Source organism: Anoxybacillus sp. (assembly GCF_036834105.1).
Classification (GTDB): Bacteria; Bacillota; Bacilli; order Bacillales; family Anoxybacillaceae; genus Anoxybacillus.
Genome location: NZ_DAITON010000015.1, coordinates 8,000 through 28,698 on the forward strand (window position 1 = coordinate 8,000; position 20,699 = coordinate 28,698).

A 20,699-nucleotide genomic window follows, 5' to 3' on the forward strand; every position below is an offset into this window, starting at 1 on the left:
GCCATACGTTGTTCGATGCTTGCGATGTCATCTTTTGTAGCCATACGTTGTTCGATGCTTGCGATATCGTCTTTTGTAGCCATACGTCGCTCGATGTCAGCGATGTCGTCTTTTGTGGCCATCGTTTGTTCGATGCGCTCGATACGTTCATTCATGGCAACGATATCGTCTTTTGTAGCCATACGTCGCTCGATGTCTGCCATGTCATCTTTTGTAGCCATATGTTCGCGCAACGATGCGAGCTCATCGAGGATACGTTGAAGCATCTGTTCCACTCTCGTTCACCTCCCCTCGACAAGATTATATCACCATGCATGCGAAAAATCGACAGAAAAAGGGTGCCTCAAACTGATATGAGACACCCGAGCGTTTAATAGTTTAAATCAATGCGAATTCCTTTGACGCTGTACAAAATATTTTCAGCGATATTAGTAACATGGTCACCAGCGCGCTCAAGATTGCGCGTCACGAAAGATAGTTGCGTAATTTGGTTCGTGAACTCCGGCTTTTCGCCCATCAAATCAACTAACTCTTGAATGATTTTTCCTTGCAGTTCATCGACGCGATCATCTTCTAGTGCGATGCGTTTTGCTTCTTCAATATCATCGTTATGAAACGCATGAAGTGCATGATCTAACATTTCGTTGACGATAGCCGCCATTTCAGGAATGTGAACGATCGGTTTGACGTGCGGTTCTGTGCCGATAAATTTGACGGATTTGGCGATGTTGACAGCGATATCTCCGATGCGTTCGACATCAGATGAAATTTTTAGCGCAACAATTAATCGACGTAAATCGGATGCGACCGGTTGTTGCTTTAAAATCGTCATAATCGCAAGCTCATTAATTTCGCGTTCAAGCTCATTTATTTTTTTATCATTTTCGATAATTTCGTCCGCTTTTGCCACATCTTGTGTTTTGAGTGCTTCAATTGCTTCATGTAAAGCATGTTGGGAGGCAGATACCATCGTCATTAATTTCTCGCGCAGTTGTTGAAGCGCTGCATCAAATGTAGAGCGTTTTGTCATGTTGAATCACCTAACTTTTTTTTGTTGTTATTATATCCTGAAAACAGTTCACAAATAAAGCATAATTTTTTTGTAGAATGAATATATGTTTTATGATATATTGTTAGGCGTACAATTGAAGAAGAATTCTGCGCGCGGCGCAGGAGAGGTTCTAGAACACCCTCTATAAAAAAACTAGGGATAGCTATGTCCGTAGGGGGATAGCTTTTTTGTTTTAGAACGCTCTTTCTTCTCACGATGTTAGAAAGGGGAGCGAAAGATGAAAAAAGAAAAAGCAGTCGTCGTGTTTAGCGGCGGCCAAGATAGCACGACTTGTTTATTTTGGGCGAAAAAGCATTTCGCTGAAGTGGAAGCGGTGACGTTCGATTACAATCAACGCCACCGGCTTGAAATTGACGTTGCCGCATCGATCGCAAAACAACTGGAAGTGCCGCATACGGTGCTCGATATGTCGCTATTACATCAACTAGCGCCGAACGCGCTGACAAGAAGCGATATCGCGATCGAGCAAAAAGAAGGAGAGCTGCCATCGACATTTGTTGATGGACGCAATTTATTGTTTTTATCATTTGCAGCCGTGCTTGCCAAACAAAAAGGGGCACGCCATCTTGTCACAGGGGTATGTGAAACGGATTTTAGCGGCTACCCAGATTGCCGCGACGTATTTATTAAATCGTTAAACGTGACGCTCAATTTAGCGATGGATTACGAATTTGTCATTCATACGCCGCTCATGTGGCTCAATAAAGCGGAAACGTGGAAGCTTGCTGATGAGTTGGGGGCGCTTGAATTTGTGCGCACGAAAACGCTCACGTGCTACAACGGCATCATCGCAGACGGTTGCGGTGAATGTCCGGCATGCGTGTTGCGCAAGCGAGGTTTTGAACAATATATGAATGAAAAGAAAGGAGCATATGCGCAATGATCCAACAAATTTATCCGCAAGTGGTGCACCCGTTTCGCTACGAGCTAAATAAAGATATGCAAATCGCTGCAGCGCACTTTATTCCGCACGAAGCGGCAGGACAGTGCGCGAATATGCATGGCCATACGTATTTTGTCAACATTACTGTCGCAGGCGATGAACTCGATGAATCAGGCTTTTTAATTAACTTTCAACAGTTGAAGAAAATTGTTCATAACCGTTTCGACCATACGGTGATGAATGACCATACAGACTTATTTAGCGATACATCGGCCGAACATTTTCCAACGACCGAAGTGGTGGCACGGAAAATTGCTGAAATCGTTCAAGCCCACTTAGATACGTTGCCAAATCGTCCGACGTGCGTGCAAGTGTTTGTGCGCGAGTCCCCAACAAGCTATGTCGTATATCGTCCGAAAGCAGGGAAACAATAATGGAGCGCATCCCAATCATTGAAATATTCGGTCCGACCATTCAAGGGGAAGGGATGGTCATTGGACAAAAAACGATGTTTGTGCGCACAGCAGGATGTGATTATCGCTGCCATTGGTGCGACTCATCGTTTACGTGGGACGGTTCGGCGAAAGATGAAGTGGAATGGCTGACGCCCGAACAAATTTGGCAACGGCTAAAGCAACTCGGAGATGACCGTTTCAACCACGTGACGATTTCCGGCGGCAATCCCGCGCTGCTTAAAGGGCTTTCGGCGCTCGTTGCCCATTTGAAAGAAAAAGGGGTGCGCATTGGATTAGAAACGCAAGGGAGCGTATGGCACGATTCGTTTGACAATATCGACGATTTGACGATTTCACCAAAGCCGCCAAGTTCAAACATGGAAACAAACTTTGCGACGCTTGATATGATTATGGATCGTTTAGCTACGCATCGCGGACGGGTGAGCTTAAAAGTCGTCGTGTTTAACGATCAAGATTTTTCTTATGCGACGTATGTGCATCAACGTTATCCGTCCGTTCCGTTTTACGTGCAAGTAGGCAACGATCATATACATGAAGCAGACGATGCGACACTTCGCTTCAAACTATTACAAAAGCTTGAATGGCTCGTTGAACAAGTCATACAGTCTAAACATATGAACGACGTTTGCGTATTGCCGCAACTGCATACGTTATTGTGGGGCAATCGCCGCGGCGTATAACTAAAGGAGGAGAAAAAATGGCAGGGAGAAAAGAAGAACAATTGCAAGGGGTAACACTTCTTGGAAACCAAGGAACGAAATATGTATTCGAATACAATCCAGACATTCTTGAAGTGTTCGATAACAAACATCCTGATCGCGACTATTTTGTAAAATTTAACTGTCCGGAGTTCACGAGCTTATGCCCTAAAACAAATCAACCAGATTTTGCTACAATTTACATTAGTTACATTCCTGATAAAAAATGTGTTGAAAGTAAGTCGCTCAAGTTATATTTATTTAGCTTCCGCAATCATGGCGATTTCCATGAAGATTGCGTCAATATTATTATGAACGATTTAATTCGCGTCATGGAGCCACGTTATATTGAAGTGTGGGGTAAATTCACGCCGCGCGGTGGCATCTCGATCGACCCTTATTGTAACTGGGGTCGCCCGGGAACGAAATATGAACAAATGGCAGAATATCGTTTGTTAAATCACGATTTATATCCTGAAAAAGTAGATAATCGGTAACGAAAGGCTGGCTTGCATAAGTCAGCCTTAAAAAATTCAAAAATGATAGCTAGTTTTTTTTCGGAAACGGGTATATAATGACAAATTGTTATGAACCTTTTTTCGTTTGGGGGGTCTTCATTTGAGACAGAGAACTGCTCTTTTGATCGGAGCAACCGGATTAGTTGGAGGCGAGCTTCTTCAGCGATTGCTTCGTTCAGAGCATTATGAACGAGTGACAGTGTTTGTGCGAAAGCCTATCGCTTGTACACATGAAAAGTTACAGCAAGTCGTCGTCCATTTCGATCAGCTGGAACAATACGAAGAATATTTCCACGTGGATGATGTATTTAGCTGTTTAGGGACGACGATGAAAAAAGCAAAAACGAGACAACAATTTATTAAAGTCGATTACGAATATACGTTGCGTGCAGCCAAACTGGCGGAAAAATGTCACGTCAAAACGTTTTTATTCGTTTCTGCGATCGGTGCTGATCCGCACTCGATGTTTTTTTACAATCGCGTCAAAGGGGAAACGGAAGAAGCGTTGCAACGCTTGACGATTCGTTCACTTCATATTTTCCGTCCGTCTTTGTTGACAGGAGCGCGCGAAGAATTTCGCCTTGCTGAAAAAACAGCGGAGTGGGTTTTTCACGGTTTTTCGTTCGCGTTTGTCGGCAAATGGGAAAAATATAAGCCGATTGCGGCAAAACAAGTAGCAGAAGCGATGTATTACGCGGCGCTTTCGGAAAAACAAGGGGTGCACATTTACGAATGTAGCGAAATGAAAGGGCAATGTGAACAAAAAAGAGGGCTGTCTCATCAACAATAAGCAGCCCTCTTCTCGTTATTCCACAATTTTGTAGTTTTTATGATTGACGACCGTTCGCTCTTGCAAGTCAAGTTCTTTATAGTTTTCCATGTACGTTAAATCGACAATCACGGAATTTTCGTTTACTTTTTCAACGATTCCCCGCAGCCCATTTTTAAATTCAATGACATCGCCAATTTGCGCTTTTTTCATTGAAAATCCCCTTTACTTTTGAATTTTTAAACCTTTTTTCTATTTTGCATGATTTTTCCTCATTCGTAAAGGGCATTTTTAACTAGAAAACGATTTTAGCGCTGTGGCCAATACGGCATCGGCATGCCCGGCCAATATGGCATTTGTTGCGGCATTTGTGGGAACGGCATTTGCGGCCACATCGGTCCGATTGGCATGCCACAGCCGCAATCGCTCGGCATCATTTGTGGCATTGGCATTATTTGCGGCATCATTTGCGGCATTTGTTGCGGCATCATTTGCGGCATCGGCTGCGCTTGTTGTGGCATCATTTGTTGATCCATGCGGAAATCTTCATACATATTCCAGTCATTCATCGTTCATCTTCCTTTCTTTCATTTAGAATCCACCAACATTGTATGTGCGTTTTTTATAGACGTGTGTCAATATAACAAAATTAGGCATTCGCACATCGTATTGACATTCCCATTGAAGCGCGTTAAAACAAAGAAAGGGAGGGATGAACGTGACTGAGCAAGAAGCGAAACAACATATTGAACAGTTACGCACGCGAAACATTCCACATCTCCTTGTGAAAAAAGAACATTTTTTAACGTTTCGCCATGTGCTCGTCCAACAAGAAGATTTCAAACATTTTCGCGGCGTCGCCCAGCGCGGCGGTGATGTTATTTATTACTACATGGATGAGCCGCGCAGTTAACGTATCGCTTCAGCTTTTTTACAGCGGATATGCGCCATTGTTTCACCGCATGGACGGTCACGCCTTCTTCATCGGCAATTTGTTTCAACGTCTTTCCTTCGATGACGTGGCGAACGAGCCATATTCGCTCGCGCGGCGTCATGTCGCGCATCGCGTCTTCCCATATGATGTCGCCAAAAAAATCAACGTCTTCTCTCAACATTTGTTCGTCTAATAACGGAATGGCGACGTTTTTCGTTTCTTTCCGCAACTGTGATACGATGCGCCAACGAATCATTTTAAACGCAAACGAATGAAACGATCCTTTCGTCTCATCGTATCGCTCGTACGCCTCCCAAAGTGCGATGAGCCCGATTTGCATATATTCATCGACGACGTGACGGCGAATATGCAATTTGCGAATTATATAAGAAATAAGCGGGCGGTATTGCTCGACGACCGTTTCAAATGACATATGTGCTTCCTTTCCCGAAAGCGCGCTCTCGATGATTCCGCGGTACGTTTAGCTTATCAAAGCGGCTCGTTTGGCGCGAATCGGAAAATAGACCGAAACAATGGGTTAACATGTCCGCATATACATCATATCCCTTAAGGAAATAGGGAAAATGGGACGGAAAACGGTGGGGAAATGGGGCGTTTACGAAAAAAATGTTTTGAACGATGGGAAAATTTTGTGCTATCATAATAAAAAGTGGAAAGGTATGAGCAACATGAAAATAAGAAAAGCGATCATGAATGAACAATCGTCACAACAAAACGTATACATTTACGAAAATAAAAAGGAACAATATATCGTTGTTGCTATTCCTTATTTAGAATGGTCTATGCAAGTGACTTATGACGATTTAGCGAATATTGAATCGCGCCTACACCACTCGCTGCAACGTGTGTTAGACGAACAACATGCGTTATCGCTTGCGGTGAAGCTCGCGCAATGGATGAGAGAAATGTAAAAAGAAAGGTTCCGTTGTCAAATGAAATACGCCGTTTCCCTCTATGTAATTGTTAGTTTGGCTTGGATTATATTGACCGACTTATATGTAGACAAATTGCCTGTTCCACAACATATTGCGCCATACGTGCAAACGGTCAAAGGCTCGCTTTTTGTCGTGCTATCGGCGGTATTTATGTATATCGCCTTAAAAAAACATCGCGCGTTAAAACAAATGAGCGAAAGGGAGAAAGAACTGTTGACGCTCATTCATGCGATGCCTGATTTCGTATCGTTTAAAGATGGACAAGGGCGCTGGCTAAGGGTGAACGAATTCGGCTTGAAGCTATACGGCCTTGAGCATGTCGATTATAAAGGAAAAACGGATGCGGAGCTCGCGGAATATACCCCTCATTTTCGTGAAGCGCTATTATATTGCGTCCATTCTGATGAAGAAACGTGGCGAGCCAAAACGGTGACGCGCGCAGAGGAATCGTTTCCGATGCCAAACGGTGAAATGAAAACGTTTGACGTCATTAAAGTGCCGCTATTTTACGAAAACGGGAAACGAAAAGGGCTTGTCGTCATCGGGCGCGATATTACACAACAAAAAGTGACCGAGCAGCTGTTATTGAAGAAAGAAAAATTGTCGGTCATCGGCGAATTAGCGGCAGGCATCGCCCACGAAATTCGCAACCCGCTCACATCGATTAAAGGCTTTTTACAAATGATGAAAGAAACGAAACAAGTAGATGAGCGGTTCGTGCAAATTATGTTAGACGAAATTGAGCGCGTCAATCAAATTGTCACCCAACTTCTCGTGCTTGCTAAGCCGCAAATGAAAGCGTATAAACCGATCCATGTAAACGATGTTATCGATTACGTCATCGGGTTGTTTACGTACGAAGCGATTTTGCAAAACGTACAAATCAAATACGAACCGCGCACAAAAGCGATCGTGTATGGCGATAAAAATGGGCTTATTCAAGTTGTCGTCAACGTGGTGAAAAACGCACTCGAAGCGATGCCGAAAGGTGGAGTGCTGACGATCGCAACGGCAGACGAAGACGATCGCGTGCATATCATCATTGAAGATACAGGAAAAGGCATTGAACAAGAACGACTGAAACATATCGGAGAACCGTTTTATACGCTAAAAGAAAAAGGCATGGGTCTCGGCTTAACGACGAGCATGAAAATCGTTCATGAGCATAAAGGAACGATGCACATCGAAAGCAAAGTCGGCAAAGGAACGAAGGTTCATATCGTGTTGCCGCTTCATAAAAATGACCCGTCGTAACAACGGGTCATTTTTATCATCATTCAACCCATGTCGTGAGCTCATCAATCGGCAAACGGTATGATGCATGAGCAGGAGCGGCTGCTTTTCCAACCGTAATAAGCATGACAGGGACGTACCGGCTTGGAATGTTGAAAGCGTCCATGAACGCTTTCGTGTCGAAGCCGCCGATGGCGCACGTATCAAAGCCTTCCGCTTTCGCTGCCAACATGAATTGCATCGCAGCTAACGACGCGTTTGTGAAGGCGGCGTCGCGGGCATATTGCGCATTCGTATAGGCGCTTTCAATTTGTTTAGCGAGCGTTTCTTTTATGTCTTTCGTCATCTTTCCTTCTGCGACGAGCGGATCGTACACCGCATCTGTTTTTTGATGAGCTTGTAAGTCCCCGAGCACCGCAACGACAGCTGATGCATCAACGATTTGTCGTTGGTTGTAGGCGATCGGAAGCAGTTTTTGTTGCGCTTCTTTTCCGAAGATGACGACGAAATGCCAATGTTGCAAATTCCAAGCGGACGGGGCTTTCCCTGCCGCCTGTAAAAGCTTCGTTAATTGTTCTTTTGAAATCGAGGCGTTCGGGTCATATTGACGAACCGATTTTCGTTGTTCAATAACTGAAAGCATATATATCCTCCTTGTTGTAAACAAAAATAATGTTTCTTACTTTTTGTTAGTTACAGATGTTATATTAATTTAGTTACATTTTGTTTGTCAAACTTTATGCATAAAGGTGATGAATCGATGGAACATTCGCACGTTTGTCCGAAAATTGAAGCGGCATTTCAACTGCTTGGGAAGCGATGGAACGGACTTATTATTCACGTCTTATTTCGCGGTCCGCTTCGTTTTAAAGACTTAGCAGAAAGCATTCCCGACATTAGTCAAAAAATGTTGACGGAACGACTAAAAGAATTGGAAGAAGAACAAATTGTCGTTCGCCACGTGTACCCAGAAAAACCTGTCCGCATTGAATATGAACTAACAGAAAAAGGAAAAGATTTGCATATCGTGATGGAAGCGGTGCAAACGTGGGCAGAAAAATGGATGTAGTCCCTACCCTTTTGCGGCTGTCGTTGCGATAGTAATAGGTGAAAGGAGGGGAGAGGCGTGATTCAACGTTCACAACTTCGGTTAACGTTTGAAGTCGGAGTGACGGAAACGGGCAAGCCGATATATAAAAATAAAACGTACGTCATTAAACCGAACGCAACGGAAAGCTCGCTCGTCTCTGTCGCTCAAGCGCTTGCCTCTTTGCAAAGCGCTCCGCTCGTTCACGTATATCGCACCGATGTGCACGTATTAGGCGAATAGGGGGGATAAGAAGTGAAAACGCTCGAATTGCAGTTTGTAAATGAAGAAGGAAAGACCGTTCGTTTGACGATTGATGAACCGCGTGAACATGTGACGCAAACGGAAATTGCCAACGTGATGGACGTTATCATTGCGGCAAACGTCTTTCCATCGAGCGGCGGCGATCTCATCGCGAAAAAGGGAGCGCGCCTCATTGACACAACTGTGACACAATGGACGTTTGCCTAAACGGTGCAAGGTGTCCCGTAACTGGGGCACCTTGTTGTATATAAGCTAAAACAGGAAGGAAGGAGAGAAGATGGAAGCTTATTTGTCACTTCTTTCCGATGTCGGTTTTCCGATCGCGGTGACGTTTTATTTGCTGCATCGGATTGAAGGCAAATTAGATGCCGTCATCGACTCGATTCGCACGTTAGGCGAGCAATGGAAAGCACCCAGCTAAAATGGGTGTTTTCTTTTTATTTTCAATTTGTTAACATAAACATATAAACAAGTGGTTTATGTGAGTTAAGGGGGATTATCCATTGTTTAGACGAAAACAACAACAACGCAACGACCAACTTGAAGCGATTTTACAAATGAAAGAAGAGCCAATTCGCCTGCATGATGCAACGGTACAACGCCAGCTTGCGCTCATCGGCATGACGACGAAAGATGTCGCCGTGTTGCGATATGTTCAGCCGTATATCGAAGCGCATATCGACCGCATTGTTGACGCGTTTTACGGCGCACTTCAAAAAGAAAGCCATTTGCTTTCTATCATTCAAACGCATAGCACGATTGAACGGCTAAAACAGACGTTAGCGGTTCATGTGAAAGAAATGTTTAGCGGAACGATTGATGAAGCGTTTATTGAAAAAAGGCGTCGCGTCGCTCAAGCGCACGTGCGCATCGGCTTAGAGCCGAAATGGTATATCGCTTCGTTTCAACATTTGCTTGAGGAAATATTAGCGGTGATGCTCGAGCAATTTCCACATCCATCTGATGTCATCGTCATTATGAAAACGGTGTCAAAAATGTTAAACGTTGAACAACAGCTCGTTCTTGAACAATACGAACGGGAAAATGAAGCGCTTCGGATGCAAATGGAAGCGTTAAAGCAACAAATGAAAGAGCAAGTGAAATTGTCGCTGCAACAGCTCAGTCGCGTGTCTGAAGAAGTAAGCGCTTCCGTCGCGTCGTTAAACGCGCAAGCAGCCGGCATTTCTAAAGCGGCGCAAGAAGCGTCTGCTGTGGCGCTTGCGAGCGCGGAGAAGTCAACGGCAGGCAAACAGCGGCTCCAAACGCAAGTAGAAAATATGTTGCACATGGACGAAAAAATGAAACAAATTGAAGCGAATATGGACAAGCTTCAGGAAGCGATGCATGAAATTGAACATATTGCTTCACTCGTCACATCCATTGCCGATCAAACGAATATGCTTTCGCTCAACGCGTCCATTGAAGCGGCGCGGGCAGGAGAGCACGGAAAAGGGTTTGCAGTCGTCGCTGATGAAGTGCGCAAACTGGCGACGCAAACGAAACAATCTGTCGCTGACGTTTCGCGCGTATTAAGCGACATTCAACACCATCTCGCTACGATGGCACAATCGCTACATGAAGCGTCACGTTCAATGACCGACAGTGCAAATCGAATGAAAATGATTGATTCGTTTTTCGATGAGTTTGCTCATGCGCTCGAGAAAATTTGTCAATATAGTGTGCGCATTGACGATGAAATGAAGGCGTGCGTACAAGCGGTGGGCGACATTCATGAAGCGATCGCGCACGTCTCCGCGTCAGCGGACGAGTTAGAAGGACTAGCGAGCGACTTGTAAACTAATTCGTTTGCTTTCTCTCTTTTTCCGTCTTGCGAATGTATTGTCTCGGTTGAAACGGCTCATGATGCCTTTCGTTTACCGCCGCGTAAATGGAAGGCTCAATTTTTTTTCCGACTGTTTCATAGTTATCAGACAGGATGGCCAACATAAGGAAAAGAATCATTCTGCTCTTCCTTTCTTTTTTTATCACTTATTGTGAAAAAAAATGAAACTTTTTATACATATTGTTCGTATAAAAAACAGGATGGCTATGTCAGAAGGGGGTTGATTGTTATGCCGACATTACATATGGCGATGCTCTCGCCGTTTTTATTGGCGCTATGTGTTCCATTTTTGTACAAATTCGTTCGTTCGTTTCATGTCGGGTGGTTTGTCCTCCCGCTACCGATTGTGCTATTTGTTCATTTTTTATCTTACATGGATGATGTACGCAAGTATGAAGCCGTTCGCGCGACGATGCCATGGATTCCGTCGCTCGACATTTCGTTTGACGCATATGTTGACGGATTAAGCTTGCTGTTTGCGCTATTGATTACGGGAATCGGCTCGCTCGTTGTGCTGTATTCCATTTACTACTTACAAAAAGGAAAAGAGCAGCTCGGAAACTTTTACGTCTATTTGCTTTTATTTATGGGGGCGATGCTTGGCGTCGTGTTATCCGACCATCTCATTGCGTTATACGTCTTTTGGGAATTGACGTCCATTTCATCATTTTTGCTTATCGCCTATTGGTATACGCGCGATCGTTCGCGCTACGGGGCGCAAAAATCGATGCTCATTACGATGTTTGGCGGACTGCTGATGCTCGGGGGATTTGTTGCACTTGCCATTGCAGGTGGGACGTATAGCATACGTGAGTTGATGCATACACCATTAACAGAACATCCGCTTTTTATCCCCGCACTTTTCCTTATTTTGTTCGGCGCCTTCACAAAATCGGCGCAGTTTCCGTTTCACATTTGGTTGCCTGATGCGATGGAAGCACCAACGCCTGTTAGTGCATATTTGCACTCAGCCACGATGGTGAAAGCCGGCATTTATTTAATTGCGCGCTTGACGCCTATTTTTGCTGTATCTTCTCTTTGGGTTTGGACGGTTGCGCTCGTCGGGATTGTGACGTTATGTTGGGCGTCGTTTTTAGCATCGAAACAGACGGATTTAAAAGCGATTTTAGCGTATTCAACCGTCAGTCAGCTCGGGCTTCTTATGTCGCTTTTAGGCGTCGGAGCGCTTGCGTTTCATTACGATGGGATGGAAGAAAACGTATTTATGGTTGCGGTGTTAGCAGCGATTTTTCATTTGTTTAACCACGCGACGTTTAAAGGGAGTTTATTTATGGTTGTCGGCATCGTCGATCATGAAACGGGGACGCGCGACATTCGCCGGCTTGGCGGATTAATGACGATCATGCCGATCACATTTACGATCGCGTTGATCGGCTCGCTTTCGATGGCAGGCTTGCCGCCGTTTAACGGCTTTTTAAGTAAGGAAATGTTTTTTACCGCGATGTTGCGTGCGAAAGATGTTGAAACATGGGCCATCATATTGCCTGTCGTCGCATGGGTAGCGAGCGTGTTTACGTTTTTATATAGCATATTGCTCGTTAGTCGCACCTTTTCCGGAACGTACAAGCCGCATTTGTTGAAAAAAGAAGCGCATGAAGCGCCGATCGGCATGCTCGTTGCACCGATCGTGTTAGCATCGCTCGTCGTTTTCATTGGGCTTGTGCCGAACGTCTTGTCTGACTCGCTATTTGCACCGGCTGTATATGCGGTATTAGACGGATTGTTTGCGCCAAATGAAGCGCTAGACGTGCACATTTCCCATTGGCACGGTTTTACACCTGAACTGTTCATGACGCTTGGCGTATTGTTGTTCGGTTTATTGTTGTATCGCACGTTTCCAAAATGGAACAAGCTATACGACCGCCTGTCTGAACGAATGTCATTTAACTTTTTGTATGACCAGTCGTTCGTTTGGATGGAAAGAGGGGCGCGTGCGTTTATGTTGCGCATCATGACAGGCTCTATGCGCGCGTACTTAATATACATGTTTACGGCGCTTGTTGTTTTACTTTTATTTACAATCGGCTGGAATGAGCGGTGGGTCATTGACGTCAGCCGTCTTGCCCATGTGCGCATATACGAAGTCGTATTAGCTGTCGCGATCGTCGCCGCAACAATAACGACAGTAATGGCTAAATCGCGTTTGACAGCGATCGTCTCACTAGGGGCAGTCGGCTATGCGGTAGCATTGTTTTTCGTGCTATTTCGTGCCCCTGATTTAGCGTTGACGCAGCTTGTCATCGAAACGATTTCCGTTGCGCTCTTTCTGCTTTGTTTTTACCATTTGCCGAAGTTTAGCCAAAAGCAAGAAAGCGTTCGGTTTAACTTAGGAAATGCCCTTATTTCTATTGCGGTTGGCGTGACAATGAGCATCATTGCTTTTTTAGCTTACGCAGGAAAACATTTCGATTCTATTTCGCAATATTATGTCGACAATACGTATGAGAAAGCGGCAGGGAAAAATATGGTGAACGTCATTTTAGTCGATTTCCGCGGCTTTGATACGTTGTTTGAAATATGCGTGCTAGCGATTGCTGCTTTAGGCATTTATGCGATGGTGAAATTGCGATTAGCGAAGGAGGATGAGCGATGAGGCGAAACGATGTCATTTTACGAACAGTAACAGCGGTTGTAACGCCAATCATCGTTTTGTTTTCCGTCCAGCTATTTTTCGCCGGCCATTACTATCCGGGCGGTGGATTTATCGGCGGATTAATGACGGCTGGCGCGATCGTTTTATTGCTTTTGGCGTTCGATATTGAAACGGTTCGAAAAATGGTTCCGATCAACTATAAATGGCTCGTTGCAATCGGATTGTTGTTTGCCGTCGGGACAGGAATGATGGGCATGTTTTGGAATCGACCATTTTTAACGCATGCGTACCAATACGTCCATTTGCCGTTGCTTGACCATACGTCGCTTCATACGGCGGTGCTATTTGATTTAGGTGTGTATTTTGTTGTCGTGGGCGTGACAATGATTATTATTGAAACGATAGGGGAGAGCGACTAATGGAACTGCTTATGATTGTCGTTATCGGCTGTTTATTCGCCGCCGCGACATATTTGTTGCTCAGCAAAAGTTTGCTTCGCATCATTATCGGAACAGGATTGCTTAGCCATGGCGCCCACTTGTTGTTGTTGACGATGGGGGGGCTAAAAGCAGGGGCGCCTCCGCTTTTAGGAGAGAAGGCGGCACGATACGTCGATCCGTTGCCGCAAGCGCTCATTTTAACGGCGATCGTCATTAGCTTTGGGGTAACAGCGTTTTTCTTAGTATTGGCGTATCGCTCATACCAAGAAATTGGAACAGATCATATGGAAGGGATGAAGGGAGATGAATAACCTTCTGCTTTTACCGATTGTTATTCCGCTTATGACGGCGATCATCCTTATTTTTTTTCCAAAACATGTGTTTTGGCAACGTGTCGTCTCATTCATCTCGACATGCAGTTTAGTCGTCGTAAGCGGTGCATTGTTGTACCGTGTGCATATAGACGGCATTCAAACGTTAAATCTCGGCAATTGGCCGGCTCCATTTGGCATTACGCTCGTGTCCGATCCGCTGTCGGCTTTGCTCGTGTTGACGACGAGCATCATCGCGCTCGCTTGCTTAATATATTCGTTTTATGCGATCGGTCATGAGCGGGAAACGTTTTATTACTATTCGTTTTTTCAATTTTTAATCGTCGGTGTGAACGGAGCGTTTACGACAGGGGATTTGTTTAACTTGTTCGTCTTTTTTGAAGTGATGCTCATGTCTTCTTATGTGTTGCTTGTGCTTGGCGGAACGAAAATTCAATTGCGCGAAACGATTAAATATACGCTTGTGAACGTCATTTCTTCCGCCCTATTTGTCGTGGCAGTTGCGTATTTATATGCGGTGACAGGTACGCTAAATATGGCACATTTAGCTCAACGTATACATGAGCTCGGCGCATCGCCTATTTTAACGGTTATTGCGGTGTTGTTTATGATCGTGTTTGGGTTGAAAGGTGCGATTTTTCCATTTTACTTTTGGCTTCCAGGTGCATATTACGCGCCCCCAACACCGGTGTTAGCGCTGTTTGGTGGATTGTTGACGAAAGTGGGAGTATATTCGATCTTACGTACGTTTACGCTTTTATTTACGCAAGAGGCTACTTATACGCATACGTTGCTCGCTTGGCTTGCGCTCGGCACGATCGCCATCGGTGTCATCGGAGCAGTTGCGTATAACGATATGCGCTACATCGTCATTTATAACATTATTGCCGCAGTTGGTGTTATGATTTTTGGGATAGCGATGATGACGCCGGAAAGTTTAGAAGGGACTATTTTTTACATGTTGCAAGATATGGTCATGAAAGCGACGTTATTTTTACTAGTTGGCATCGTTTTTTTCATGACGCAGTCAAACGATATTCGCTCATTTTCAGGATTAATGGCATCGTATCCGCTGCTTGGCTGGTCGTTTTTTATCGCTGCATTGTCGCTTGCTGGCATTCCGCCGCTTAGTGGGTTCATCGGCAAGTTGTTAATTGTGAAAGCAAGTTTTCATGCTGGTTTGCTTTTTGAAGCGATCGTCATCTTATTGTCTAGTTTGCTCGTGCTATATTCGATCATGAAAATATTTATGAACGGCTTTTGGGGCGAGAAAAGAGGGTTTGAACAAAAACCGCTTGACGCGCGGTTCGTTCCTGTATTGTTACTGCTTATTTTATCGGTCGCATATGGGATCGGCATTGAATTTGTCCGGCCGTTTGTGATGGATGCGGTCAGTGTGTTAGTCGATCCGAATATGTACATTCAAGCGGTGTTAAAGGAGTAGAAAGCGATGGCATTTCAAATTTTATTAAACGTCTGTTTAGCGTTCGTCTGGATGTTTTTAACCGTCTCATTTAACGGGGCGTCGTTTATAATCGGGTACGTCATCGGCTTGTTGATCGTTTTTATGTTGCGCCGATTTTTCCACTCGCGCTTTTATCTCGTTCCGGTGTTTGTCATGATGAAGCTGCTTTTTATCTTTCTCAAAGAGCTCATTTTATCAAACATCGCTGTGTCAAAAGTAGTTATGAAGCGTTCGTTAAACATTCAACCTGCTATTTTTGCTTTGCCGACAGAGTTGAAAAAGGAATGGGAAATTACGGTGTTAGCGATGCTCATTACGCTCACGCCAGGTACGCTCGTTTTAGATGTGTCTGATGATAAAAGCACGTTGTATATTCACGCCTTAAATAGTCCAGATGTGCATGAAGCGATTCAAAGCATTAAGCAATCGTTTGAAAAAACGATTATGGAGGTGAGCAAATGATTTGGAACGTAGCTCTTGTCATTCTTTCGCTTGCGATGATCGGCTTTTTATATCGCGTCGTCAAAGGTCCGAGCACAGCGGATCGCATTATTGCCCTCGATGCGATGGGCATTACGCTTGCCGGGATGGTGGCGATCGTTTCGATGTTGCTAAATACGAGCGCGTTTCTAGACGTCATTTTGCTCATCGGTATTTTAGCGTTTGTCGGTACGGTCGCATTCGCGAAGTTTTTAGAGAAAGGGGTTGTCATTGAACGTGGTGACCGCGATCGTTAATGTGCTTGTCGCAACACTTGTTTTGCTCGGTGCGTTACTTACGCTGTTGTCTGCGGTTGGCGCCATTCGTTTGCCGGACGTATATACGCGTAGCCACGCCATCAGCAAAAGTACGACGCTTGGCATCATGTGTATTTTACTCGGTGCATTTTTTCACTTTTTGCTTGAAAACAATGAATTTAACTCACGGCTTTTACTTGGCATCGTGTTTATTTTTATGACATCTCCTGTCGCGGCGCATCTCATTAGCCGAGCCGCGTATTACACGAACGTGCCGCGTTGGGAAGGAACGATTCGTGACGATTTAAAAGAAAAAGCTGGCGGAAAATAACCGTCAGCTTTTTTTATGCAAAATATGAGCGAATGATCGTGTTGAGCTCTGCACCATGTTTCGTCGGAATTTGATGTCTTGCCCCATCCACATATACGATACGAACATCGCGAGCATGTTGTTTGAATATACGCCCATATGCATGCATGTAATAATCGCGCGCTCCGTATATGAGTAAAATCGGGCAACGAAGCTCGTGCAAGCGGTCGGTGGAACGGTAATGAAGACCTGCGACGTACATTTCATACAATCGCTTTCTGTCGCTTAACTGAACGTATTCAGACATCATGTGTTGTTCTTCTTTCGTCGTGCCGTGGGATGCGCCGAGTACGTTCGCTAAAAGCGACATTCCGTGCCATTTTACTGCATATATGCCTAGTAAAAATTCGCCGTATAGTAGCGGCGTGCATACTTCAGAAAAGCCGCCGATGAGTATGAGCGCCTTCACTTGATGCGGATATTGCAACGCGAAATGTTGGGCGATCGAACCGCCATTAGAATAACCGCAGACGATCGCTTCTTTCAGTTCGAGATGGTTGAACAACTCATGCAAATCACTAGCTAATATGTCCATCGTTATGTTTTTATTTCCTTTTCCACTTTTCCCGTTTCCTCTTAAATCGTACGTTACGACTTGAAATGAAGAAGCAAGTTCGCGCTGACGATGAAATGTTACACTTCCCATGCCGGGAGGATGAACGAATACGAGCGGTGTCCCCGTTCCATTGACCTCATAGTACAAAGGAACGGAATGTTCGACAAATGTATAAGGCATCTCACATCTTCCTTTCATGTTTATACTTATAGTATGCGAAAAAAGGCCGATCATTTATGCTTATTTCAATTTAATGGAAGAATAGTTTGAAAATATACGGTTAATAGATTAATAGTTTCATGTTATCATATGAGCAAGGAAGCGCTTCAAAAAATGAAAAAAGGAGTTTGGCACGATGAAAAAGACGATTGTAGCTGGAGCGGTATTATCGACGTTATTTTTAGGAGAAAAAGCGGTTGATGCGGCACAATATACAGTTAAGTCGGGCGATTCGTTATGGAAAATTGCCCAAACGTTCCGCACATCGGTCAATGAATTAAAAACGTTAAATCAACTAACGACAGATACGATTTTTATTGGACAAGTATTGCAAGTGCCTGATGCGAACGTGCAACCAACGGCACCTGTGACACAACCGACAGCGCCAACGATACAAACAACAACATATACGATTCAGCGCGGCGATACGTTATCAACGATCGCACGCCAATATAACACGACGGTTACACGCCTTCTCGAACTAAACCCGACGATTACAGACGTGAACCGTATTTACGTTGGACAAACGTTAACAGTACCGACAACAAATACAACAACAAACCAGCTCATATCGCCGACACCTGTGACACAACCAACAGCGCCGACAAATAGCGCAAGTAAATCGTATATTGTCCAACCTGGCGACACGTTGTCAACGATTGCGCAAAAATTTAATGTGACGGTAAACGATTTACTCGCACTAAATCCAACGATTACAAACGTGAACTTTATTCGCGTTGGCCAAACGATTAACGTGCCGCTTTCATGGGAAGAACGGGCGAATGCAATCATTGAAACGGGAAAAAAATATGTCGGAGCAGCATATTTGTTCGGAGCGCCAACGACGCGCACAGACGTTTTTGATTGCTCATCGTTTACGTATCGTGTCTATAGCGAAAACGGTATAACATTGCCGCGCACATCGCGTGAACAAGCGATGGTTGGGACAGAAGTGCCGCTTGCAAGCGTGCGCAAAGGGGACTTAATCTTTTTTGATACGACGGGGGATGGAATTATTAACCATGTATCCATCGTTGTAGATAGCGAAACGCTGTTGCACGCTGCTACAAGCACAGGCGTGGCGTTCGCAAACATGAAGCCGTATTGGGCGCCGCGTGCGGTCAAAGCTGTTCGTCTTTTTTAACGGAACAGTAAGCAAAAAGATGCCCCTTACGTTTGAGGCATCTTTTCGTTTATCGTTAGCACCGTTTCAATCGCTTCATGGACAGAAGAAACGACGTAGTTTGCTTCGCTTTTCACTTGTTCGTGTGCATGTGACATGACGAAGCTATGTGGGGTAAGACGAAACATCGGAATGTCGTTAAACGAGTCGCCAAAGCAAGCGACTTCCTCTCCCTTCAGTTGCAAATGATTCATAAGCAAGCGAAGCGCTTCCCCTTTGCTAATTTGTTTTGGCATAATGTCTAAACAACGAGGTTCGGAAATAAACGTATCGACATACCGATCCCATTGTTTATGAACGAACGACTGAAAGCGATTGACGACGTCTTCTTCAGCAATGACGGTAATTTTTGATGGGGAAAGGTCATGGCCGATCGCATCGAGCATCTGTTTCTTTTCAACAATATCAAAAAATAGCCGCGATCGCATATGCTCCATTTGTTCCGTTTTCGTTTCGACAAAGCTTGTATGTTCATCGCAGACGAGCACGATTGCTTCGAGCGTGCGCGCTTGTTCGTAAATGGCGCGCGCAACGGCTGGGTCAAACGCGCTACGATGAAGGAGACGATGGTCGTTCGTGTACACAAAGGCGCCGTTTTGGCTAATGCGATGAGCGTCATGGCCGATTTCTTTCACCACTTCTAAAATTTCATTGTCCATTCGCCCAGAAGCGACAGCAAAGTCGATGCCGTTTGTCATCGCGCGCACGACTGCTTCACGATCTTCCGCTTTGACGCGGCGATCGTAACCGAGCAGCGTACCGTCTAAATCGGTAACAATGAGTCGAATCATGTTTGGCAAGCTCCTTCCATTTTTATGATGAACAAAAGTTTAATCGAATACATGCATTTGTGCAACTGAAACGCCTTTTTGTCAAAAAACATTCATAGCTGTCTTGACAAAAAACATCGCATTTCCATTGACGTAGCTTTGTTCGTTTCGTAACATTGAAAGTAATGTAAACGTTTTTAAAGGGGCGAACTAGACGTGGAACAATCGTTTCGCATTGAAAAAGTATTAAACAACAACGTGCTCATTGCCTCCCATCCGACGTATGATGAAGTCGTATTAATCGGCAAAGGAATTGGATTTGGCAAGAAAAAAGGGGACGTCATCGAACAAAAAGGTGTAGAAAAATGGTTCATTTTAAAAAATGAGCGTGAACAAGAACAATATAAAAAATTGCTGCCACACGTTGATGAAGAATTTATCGGCTTAATGAACGATATCATTCACCACATTCGAACGCGGACGAACAGCTCGTTAAACGAACATATTCACGTGGCGTTAACAGATCATATTTTGTTCGCAATCAAGCGATTAGAACAAGGAATGGATATAAAAAATCCGTTTTTAGTTGAAACGAAAAGCTTATATCCGCTTGAATACGATGTGGCGGCAGAAGTCGTTAACATGTTGAATGAACGGTTGCACATCGAGCTTCCGGAAGGGGAAATCGGCTTTATTGCTTTACACATTCATAGTGCGCTAACGAATCATCAACTATCGGAAGTGAATCAACATTCGCAGCTTATTTCTCGGTTAGTTTCGATCGTCGAAGAGCAGCTCAACATTCGCATCGACCGTGAAAGAATCCATTATTTACGGTTTGTCCGCCACTTGCGCTATGCGATTGAACGGGTGAAAAAAGGCGAAAAAATTGAAGAGCCAAAAAAATTGTCGAATATATTGAAAGAGACGTACCCACTATGTTATAATTTGTCGTGGAAGCTCATAAAAATTATGCAGCAAACGTTGCAGCTTCCGGTAGATGAAGCAGAAGCTGTGTATTTAACGTTGCATTTGCAACGACTGACTGGAAAAAGTGAATAACGACGCACTTATCTTTACGTGTTACTGATTCGATCAGGCATGAGTAAAGAAGGCGAAAAAGAGGTGGATTGCTATACCCTTTTTCTGTCATTCTTTGCTCGTGCCTTTTTGTTTTCCCTTATTTGCAAATGCTTACATTTGTTAGACGTCTAACATGTTGCTTCATCTACATTCCATACATGAAAATGACGTTTGTTGCAAACGTTAACAAGATGAAG

The 20,699-nt window shown here is 44.4% G+C and carries 30 protein-coding genes, 1 pseudogene and 1 riboswitch; of the genes and pseudogenes, 22 read left to right on the forward strand and 9 right to left on the reverse strand.

Going from position 1 to position 20,699, the window contains the following annotated elements; all coding sequences use genetic code 11:
* Together V7Z64_RS03075 and phoU are read right to left on the reverse strand one after the other, a co-directional pair.
* A pseudogene (locus tag V7Z64_RS03075) lies at nt 1-266 on the reverse strand (hypothetical protein); the annotation flags it as partial.
* A gap of 104 nt (nt 267-370) precedes the next feature.
* Nucleotides 371-1,030 (reverse strand): phosphate signaling complex protein PhoU, encoded by a 660-nt coding sequence (gene phoU / locus V7Z64_RS03080; protein ID WP_297988877.1) that lies wholly within the window; start codon nt 1,028-1,030, stop codon nt 371-373.
* Nucleotides 1,031-1,169: 139 nt separating this feature from the next.
* Nucleotides 1,170-1,214: riboswitch (PreQ1 riboswitch) on the forward strand.
* Nucleotides 1,215-1,289: 75 nt separating this feature from the next.
* Between phoU and queC the strand changes: the two genes are divergently transcribed.
* From queC to V7Z64_RS03105, 5 genes are all read left to right on the forward strand, one after another.
* Entirely contained in the window at nt 1,290-1,955 is a 666-nt protein-coding gene (gene queC / locus V7Z64_RS03085; protein ID WP_003396747.1) for a 7-cyano-7-deazaguanine synthase QueC, read from the forward strand.
* Complete coding sequence (gene queD / locus V7Z64_RS03090) at nt 1,952-2,389, forward strand: 6-carboxytetrahydropterin synthase QueD (RefSeq protein WP_297988873.1); 438 nt, start codon at nt 1,952-1,954, stop codon at nt 2,387-2,389. Before queC ends, queD begins: the two co-directional genes overlap by 4 nt.
* The gene (gene queE / locus V7Z64_RS03095) at nt 2,389-3,111 is read left to right on the forward strand and encodes a 7-carboxy-7-deazaguanine synthase QueE (RefSeq protein WP_297988870.1); all 723 of its coding nucleotides are present in this window, start codon (nt 2,389-2,391) and stop codon (nt 3,109-3,111) included. The genes queD and queE overlap by 1 nt, the downstream gene beginning before the upstream one ends.
* Nucleotides 3,112-3,128: 17 nt before the next feature.
* Entirely contained in the window at nt 3,129-3,626 is a 498-nt protein-coding gene (gene queF, locus V7Z64_RS03100) for a preQ(1) synthase (RefSeq protein ID WP_297988867.1), read from the forward strand.
* A 121-nt stretch (nt 3,627-3,747) separates the two neighbouring features.
* On the forward strand, nt 3,748-4,437 hold the full coding sequence (locus tag V7Z64_RS03105; protein ID WP_297988864.1) for an oxidoreductase: 690 nt from the start codon (nt 3,748-3,750) through the stop codon (nt 4,435-4,437).
* Nucleotides 4,438-4,452: 15 nt separating this feature from the next.
* Here V7Z64_RS03105 and V7Z64_RS03110 read toward each other — a convergent pair whose 3' ends face one another.
* Complete coding sequence (locus V7Z64_RS03110) at nt 4,453-4,629, reverse strand: YkvS family protein (protein ID WP_003396733.1); 177 nt, start codon at nt 4,627-4,629, stop codon at nt 4,453-4,455.
* A gap of 95 nt (nt 4,630-4,724) precedes the next feature.
* Nucleotides 4,725-4,985: a hypothetical protein gene (locus V7Z64_RS03115; RefSeq protein ID WP_297988855.1), complete on the reverse strand. Its 261-nt coding sequence runs from the start codon at nt 4,983-4,985 to the stop codon at nt 4,725-4,727.
* Nucleotides 4,986-5,134: 149 nt separating this feature from the next.
* On the opposite strand from V7Z64_RS03115, the gene V7Z64_RS03120 reads away from it, so the two are divergent.
* A complete protein-coding gene (locus V7Z64_RS03120; RefSeq protein WP_003396728.1) occupies nt 5,135-5,329 on the forward strand; it encodes a hypothetical protein in 195 nt (64 codons plus the stop codon).
* Here V7Z64_RS03120 and V7Z64_RS03125 read toward each other — a convergent pair.
* Nucleotides 5,295-5,783, reverse strand: a complete 489-nt coding sequence (locus tag V7Z64_RS03125) for a sigma-70 family RNA polymerase sigma factor (RefSeq protein ID WP_297988849.1) — start codon at nt 5,781-5,783, stop codon at nt 5,295-5,297. The genes V7Z64_RS03120 and V7Z64_RS03125 overlap by 35 nt on opposite strands.
* A 247-nt stretch (nt 5,784-6,030) precedes the next feature.
* Between V7Z64_RS03125 and V7Z64_RS03130 the strand changes: the two genes are divergently transcribed.
* Nucleotides 6,031-6,282, forward strand: coding sequence for a YueH family protein (locus V7Z64_RS03130; RefSeq protein WP_297988847.1), 252 nt, complete (start codon nt 6,031-6,033; stop codon nt 6,280-6,282).
* A gap of 21 nt (nt 6,283-6,303) precedes the next feature.
* Complete coding sequence (locus V7Z64_RS03135; protein ID WP_297988844.1) at nt 6,304-7,560, forward strand: ATP-binding protein; 1,257 nt, start codon at nt 6,304-6,306, stop codon at nt 7,558-7,560.
* A 19-nt stretch (nt 7,561-7,579) separates the two neighbouring features.
* Here the strand turns inward: V7Z64_RS03135 and V7Z64_RS03140 are convergent, their stop codons facing one another.
* Complete coding sequence (locus V7Z64_RS03140; protein WP_297988842.1) at nt 7,580-8,182, reverse strand: nitroreductase family protein; 603 nt, start codon at nt 8,180-8,182, stop codon at nt 7,580-7,582.
* A 117-nt stretch (nt 8,183-8,299) separates the two neighbouring features.
* Here V7Z64_RS03140 and V7Z64_RS03145 point away from each other — a divergent pair, with 117 nt between their 5' ends.
* From V7Z64_RS03145 to V7Z64_RS03165, 5 genes are all read left to right on the forward strand, one after another.
* Complete coding sequence (locus V7Z64_RS03145) at nt 8,300-8,608, forward strand: winged helix-turn-helix transcriptional regulator (RefSeq protein WP_297988839.1); 309 nt, start codon at nt 8,300-8,302, stop codon at nt 8,606-8,608.
* A 57-nt stretch (nt 8,609-8,665) separates the two neighbouring features.
* Nucleotides 8,666-8,869, forward strand: a complete 204-nt coding sequence (locus tag V7Z64_RS03150; protein WP_297988836.1) for a DUF1659 domain-containing protein — start codon at nt 8,666-8,668, stop codon at nt 8,867-8,869.
* Nucleotides 8,870-8,881: 12 nt separating this feature from the next.
* Nucleotides 8,882-9,097, forward strand: coding sequence for a DUF2922 domain-containing protein (locus V7Z64_RS03155; protein WP_003396710.1), 216 nt, complete (start codon nt 8,882-8,884; stop codon nt 9,095-9,097).
* Between the two features lie 70 nt (nt 9,098-9,167).
* Entirely contained in the window at nt 9,168-9,311 is a 144-nt protein-coding gene (locus V7Z64_RS03160) for a YvrJ family protein (RefSeq protein ID WP_082180276.1), read from the forward strand.
* Nucleotides 9,312-9,393: 82 nt separating this feature from the next.
* Nucleotides 9,394-10,686, forward strand: coding sequence for a globin-coupled sensor protein (locus tag V7Z64_RS03165; RefSeq protein WP_297988824.1), 1,293 nt, complete (start codon nt 9,394-9,396; stop codon nt 10,684-10,686).
* A 1-nt stretch (nt 10,687) separates the two neighbouring features.
* On the opposite strand, the gene V7Z64_RS03170 is transcribed toward V7Z64_RS03165, so the two are convergent.
* A complete protein-coding gene (locus tag V7Z64_RS03170; RefSeq protein WP_297988822.1) occupies nt 10,688-10,852 on the reverse strand; it encodes a hypothetical protein in 165 nt (54 codons plus the stop codon).
* A 110-nt stretch (nt 10,853-10,962) separates the two neighbouring features.
* Between V7Z64_RS03170 and V7Z64_RS03175 the strand changes: the two genes are divergently transcribed.
* From V7Z64_RS03175 to mnhG, 7 genes are read left to right on the forward strand one after another with little or no spacing between them, the layout of a single operon-like run.
* On the forward strand, nt 10,963-13,347 hold the full coding sequence (locus V7Z64_RS03175) for a Na+/H+ antiporter subunit A (RefSeq protein WP_297988819.1): 2,385 nt from the start codon (nt 10,963-10,965) through the stop codon (nt 13,345-13,347).
* A complete protein-coding gene (locus V7Z64_RS03180) occupies nt 13,344-13,766 on the forward strand; it encodes a Na(+)/H(+) antiporter subunit B (RefSeq protein WP_297988817.1) in 423 nt (140 codons plus the stop codon). Before V7Z64_RS03175 ends, V7Z64_RS03180 begins: the two co-directional genes overlap by 4 nt.
* On the forward strand, nt 13,766-14,098 hold the full coding sequence (locus V7Z64_RS03185) for a Na(+)/H(+) antiporter subunit C (protein ID WP_003396702.1): 333 nt from the start codon (nt 13,766-13,768) through the stop codon (nt 14,096-14,098). Before V7Z64_RS03180 ends, V7Z64_RS03185 begins: the two co-directional genes overlap by 1 nt.
* Nucleotides 14,091-15,563: a Na+/H+ antiporter subunit D gene (locus V7Z64_RS03190; protein ID WP_297988814.1), complete on the forward strand. Its 1,473-nt coding sequence runs from the start codon at nt 14,091-14,093 to the stop codon at nt 15,561-15,563. The genes V7Z64_RS03185 and V7Z64_RS03190 overlap by 8 nt, the downstream gene beginning before the upstream one ends.
* A 6-nt stretch (nt 15,564-15,569) precedes the next feature.
* Nucleotides 15,570-16,046, forward strand: a complete 477-nt coding sequence (locus V7Z64_RS03195; RefSeq protein WP_297988811.1) for a Na+/H+ antiporter subunit E — start codon at nt 15,570-15,572, stop codon at nt 16,044-16,046.
* On the forward strand, nt 16,043-16,321 hold the full coding sequence (locus V7Z64_RS03200; protein ID WP_003396696.1) for a Na(+)/H(+) antiporter subunit F1: 279 nt from the start codon (nt 16,043-16,045) through the stop codon (nt 16,319-16,321). Before V7Z64_RS03195 ends, V7Z64_RS03200 begins: the two co-directional genes overlap by 4 nt.
* A complete protein-coding gene (gene mnhG, locus V7Z64_RS03205; protein WP_442885002.1) occupies nt 16,302-16,652 on the forward strand; it encodes a monovalent cation/H(+) antiporter subunit G in 351 nt (116 codons plus the stop codon). The genes V7Z64_RS03200 and mnhG overlap by 20 nt, the downstream gene beginning before the upstream one ends.
* A gap of 13 nt (nt 16,653-16,665) precedes the next feature.
* Here the strand turns inward: mnhG and V7Z64_RS03210 are convergent, their stop codons facing one another.
* Nucleotides 16,666-17,427: an alpha/beta fold hydrolase gene (locus V7Z64_RS03210; RefSeq protein WP_297988806.1), complete on the reverse strand. Its 762-nt coding sequence runs from the start codon at nt 17,425-17,427 to the stop codon at nt 16,666-16,668.
* 175 nt (nt 17,428-17,602) lie between these two features.
* Here V7Z64_RS03210 and V7Z64_RS03215 point away from each other — a divergent pair, with 175 nt between their 5' ends.
* Nucleotides 17,603-18,610, forward strand: a complete 1,008-nt coding sequence (locus V7Z64_RS03215; RefSeq protein ID WP_297988804.1) for a C40 family peptidase — start codon at nt 17,603-17,605, stop codon at nt 18,608-18,610.
* A 26-nt stretch (nt 18,611-18,636) separates the two neighbouring features.
* Here V7Z64_RS03215 and V7Z64_RS03220 read toward each other — a convergent pair whose 3' ends face one another.
* Nucleotides 18,637-19,440, reverse strand: coding sequence for an HAD family hydrolase (locus V7Z64_RS03220; RefSeq protein WP_297988802.1), 804 nt, complete (start codon nt 19,438-19,440; stop codon nt 18,637-18,639).
* 195 nt (nt 19,441-19,635) lie between these two features.
* On the opposite strand from V7Z64_RS03220, the gene glcT reads away from it, so the two are divergent.
* On the forward strand, nt 19,636-20,481 hold the full coding sequence (glcT, locus tag V7Z64_RS03225) for a glucose PTS transporter transcription antiterminator GlcT (RefSeq protein WP_297988799.1): 846 nt from the start codon (nt 19,636-19,638) through the stop codon (nt 20,479-20,481).
* Nucleotides 20,482-20,699 lie beyond the last annotated feature (218 nt).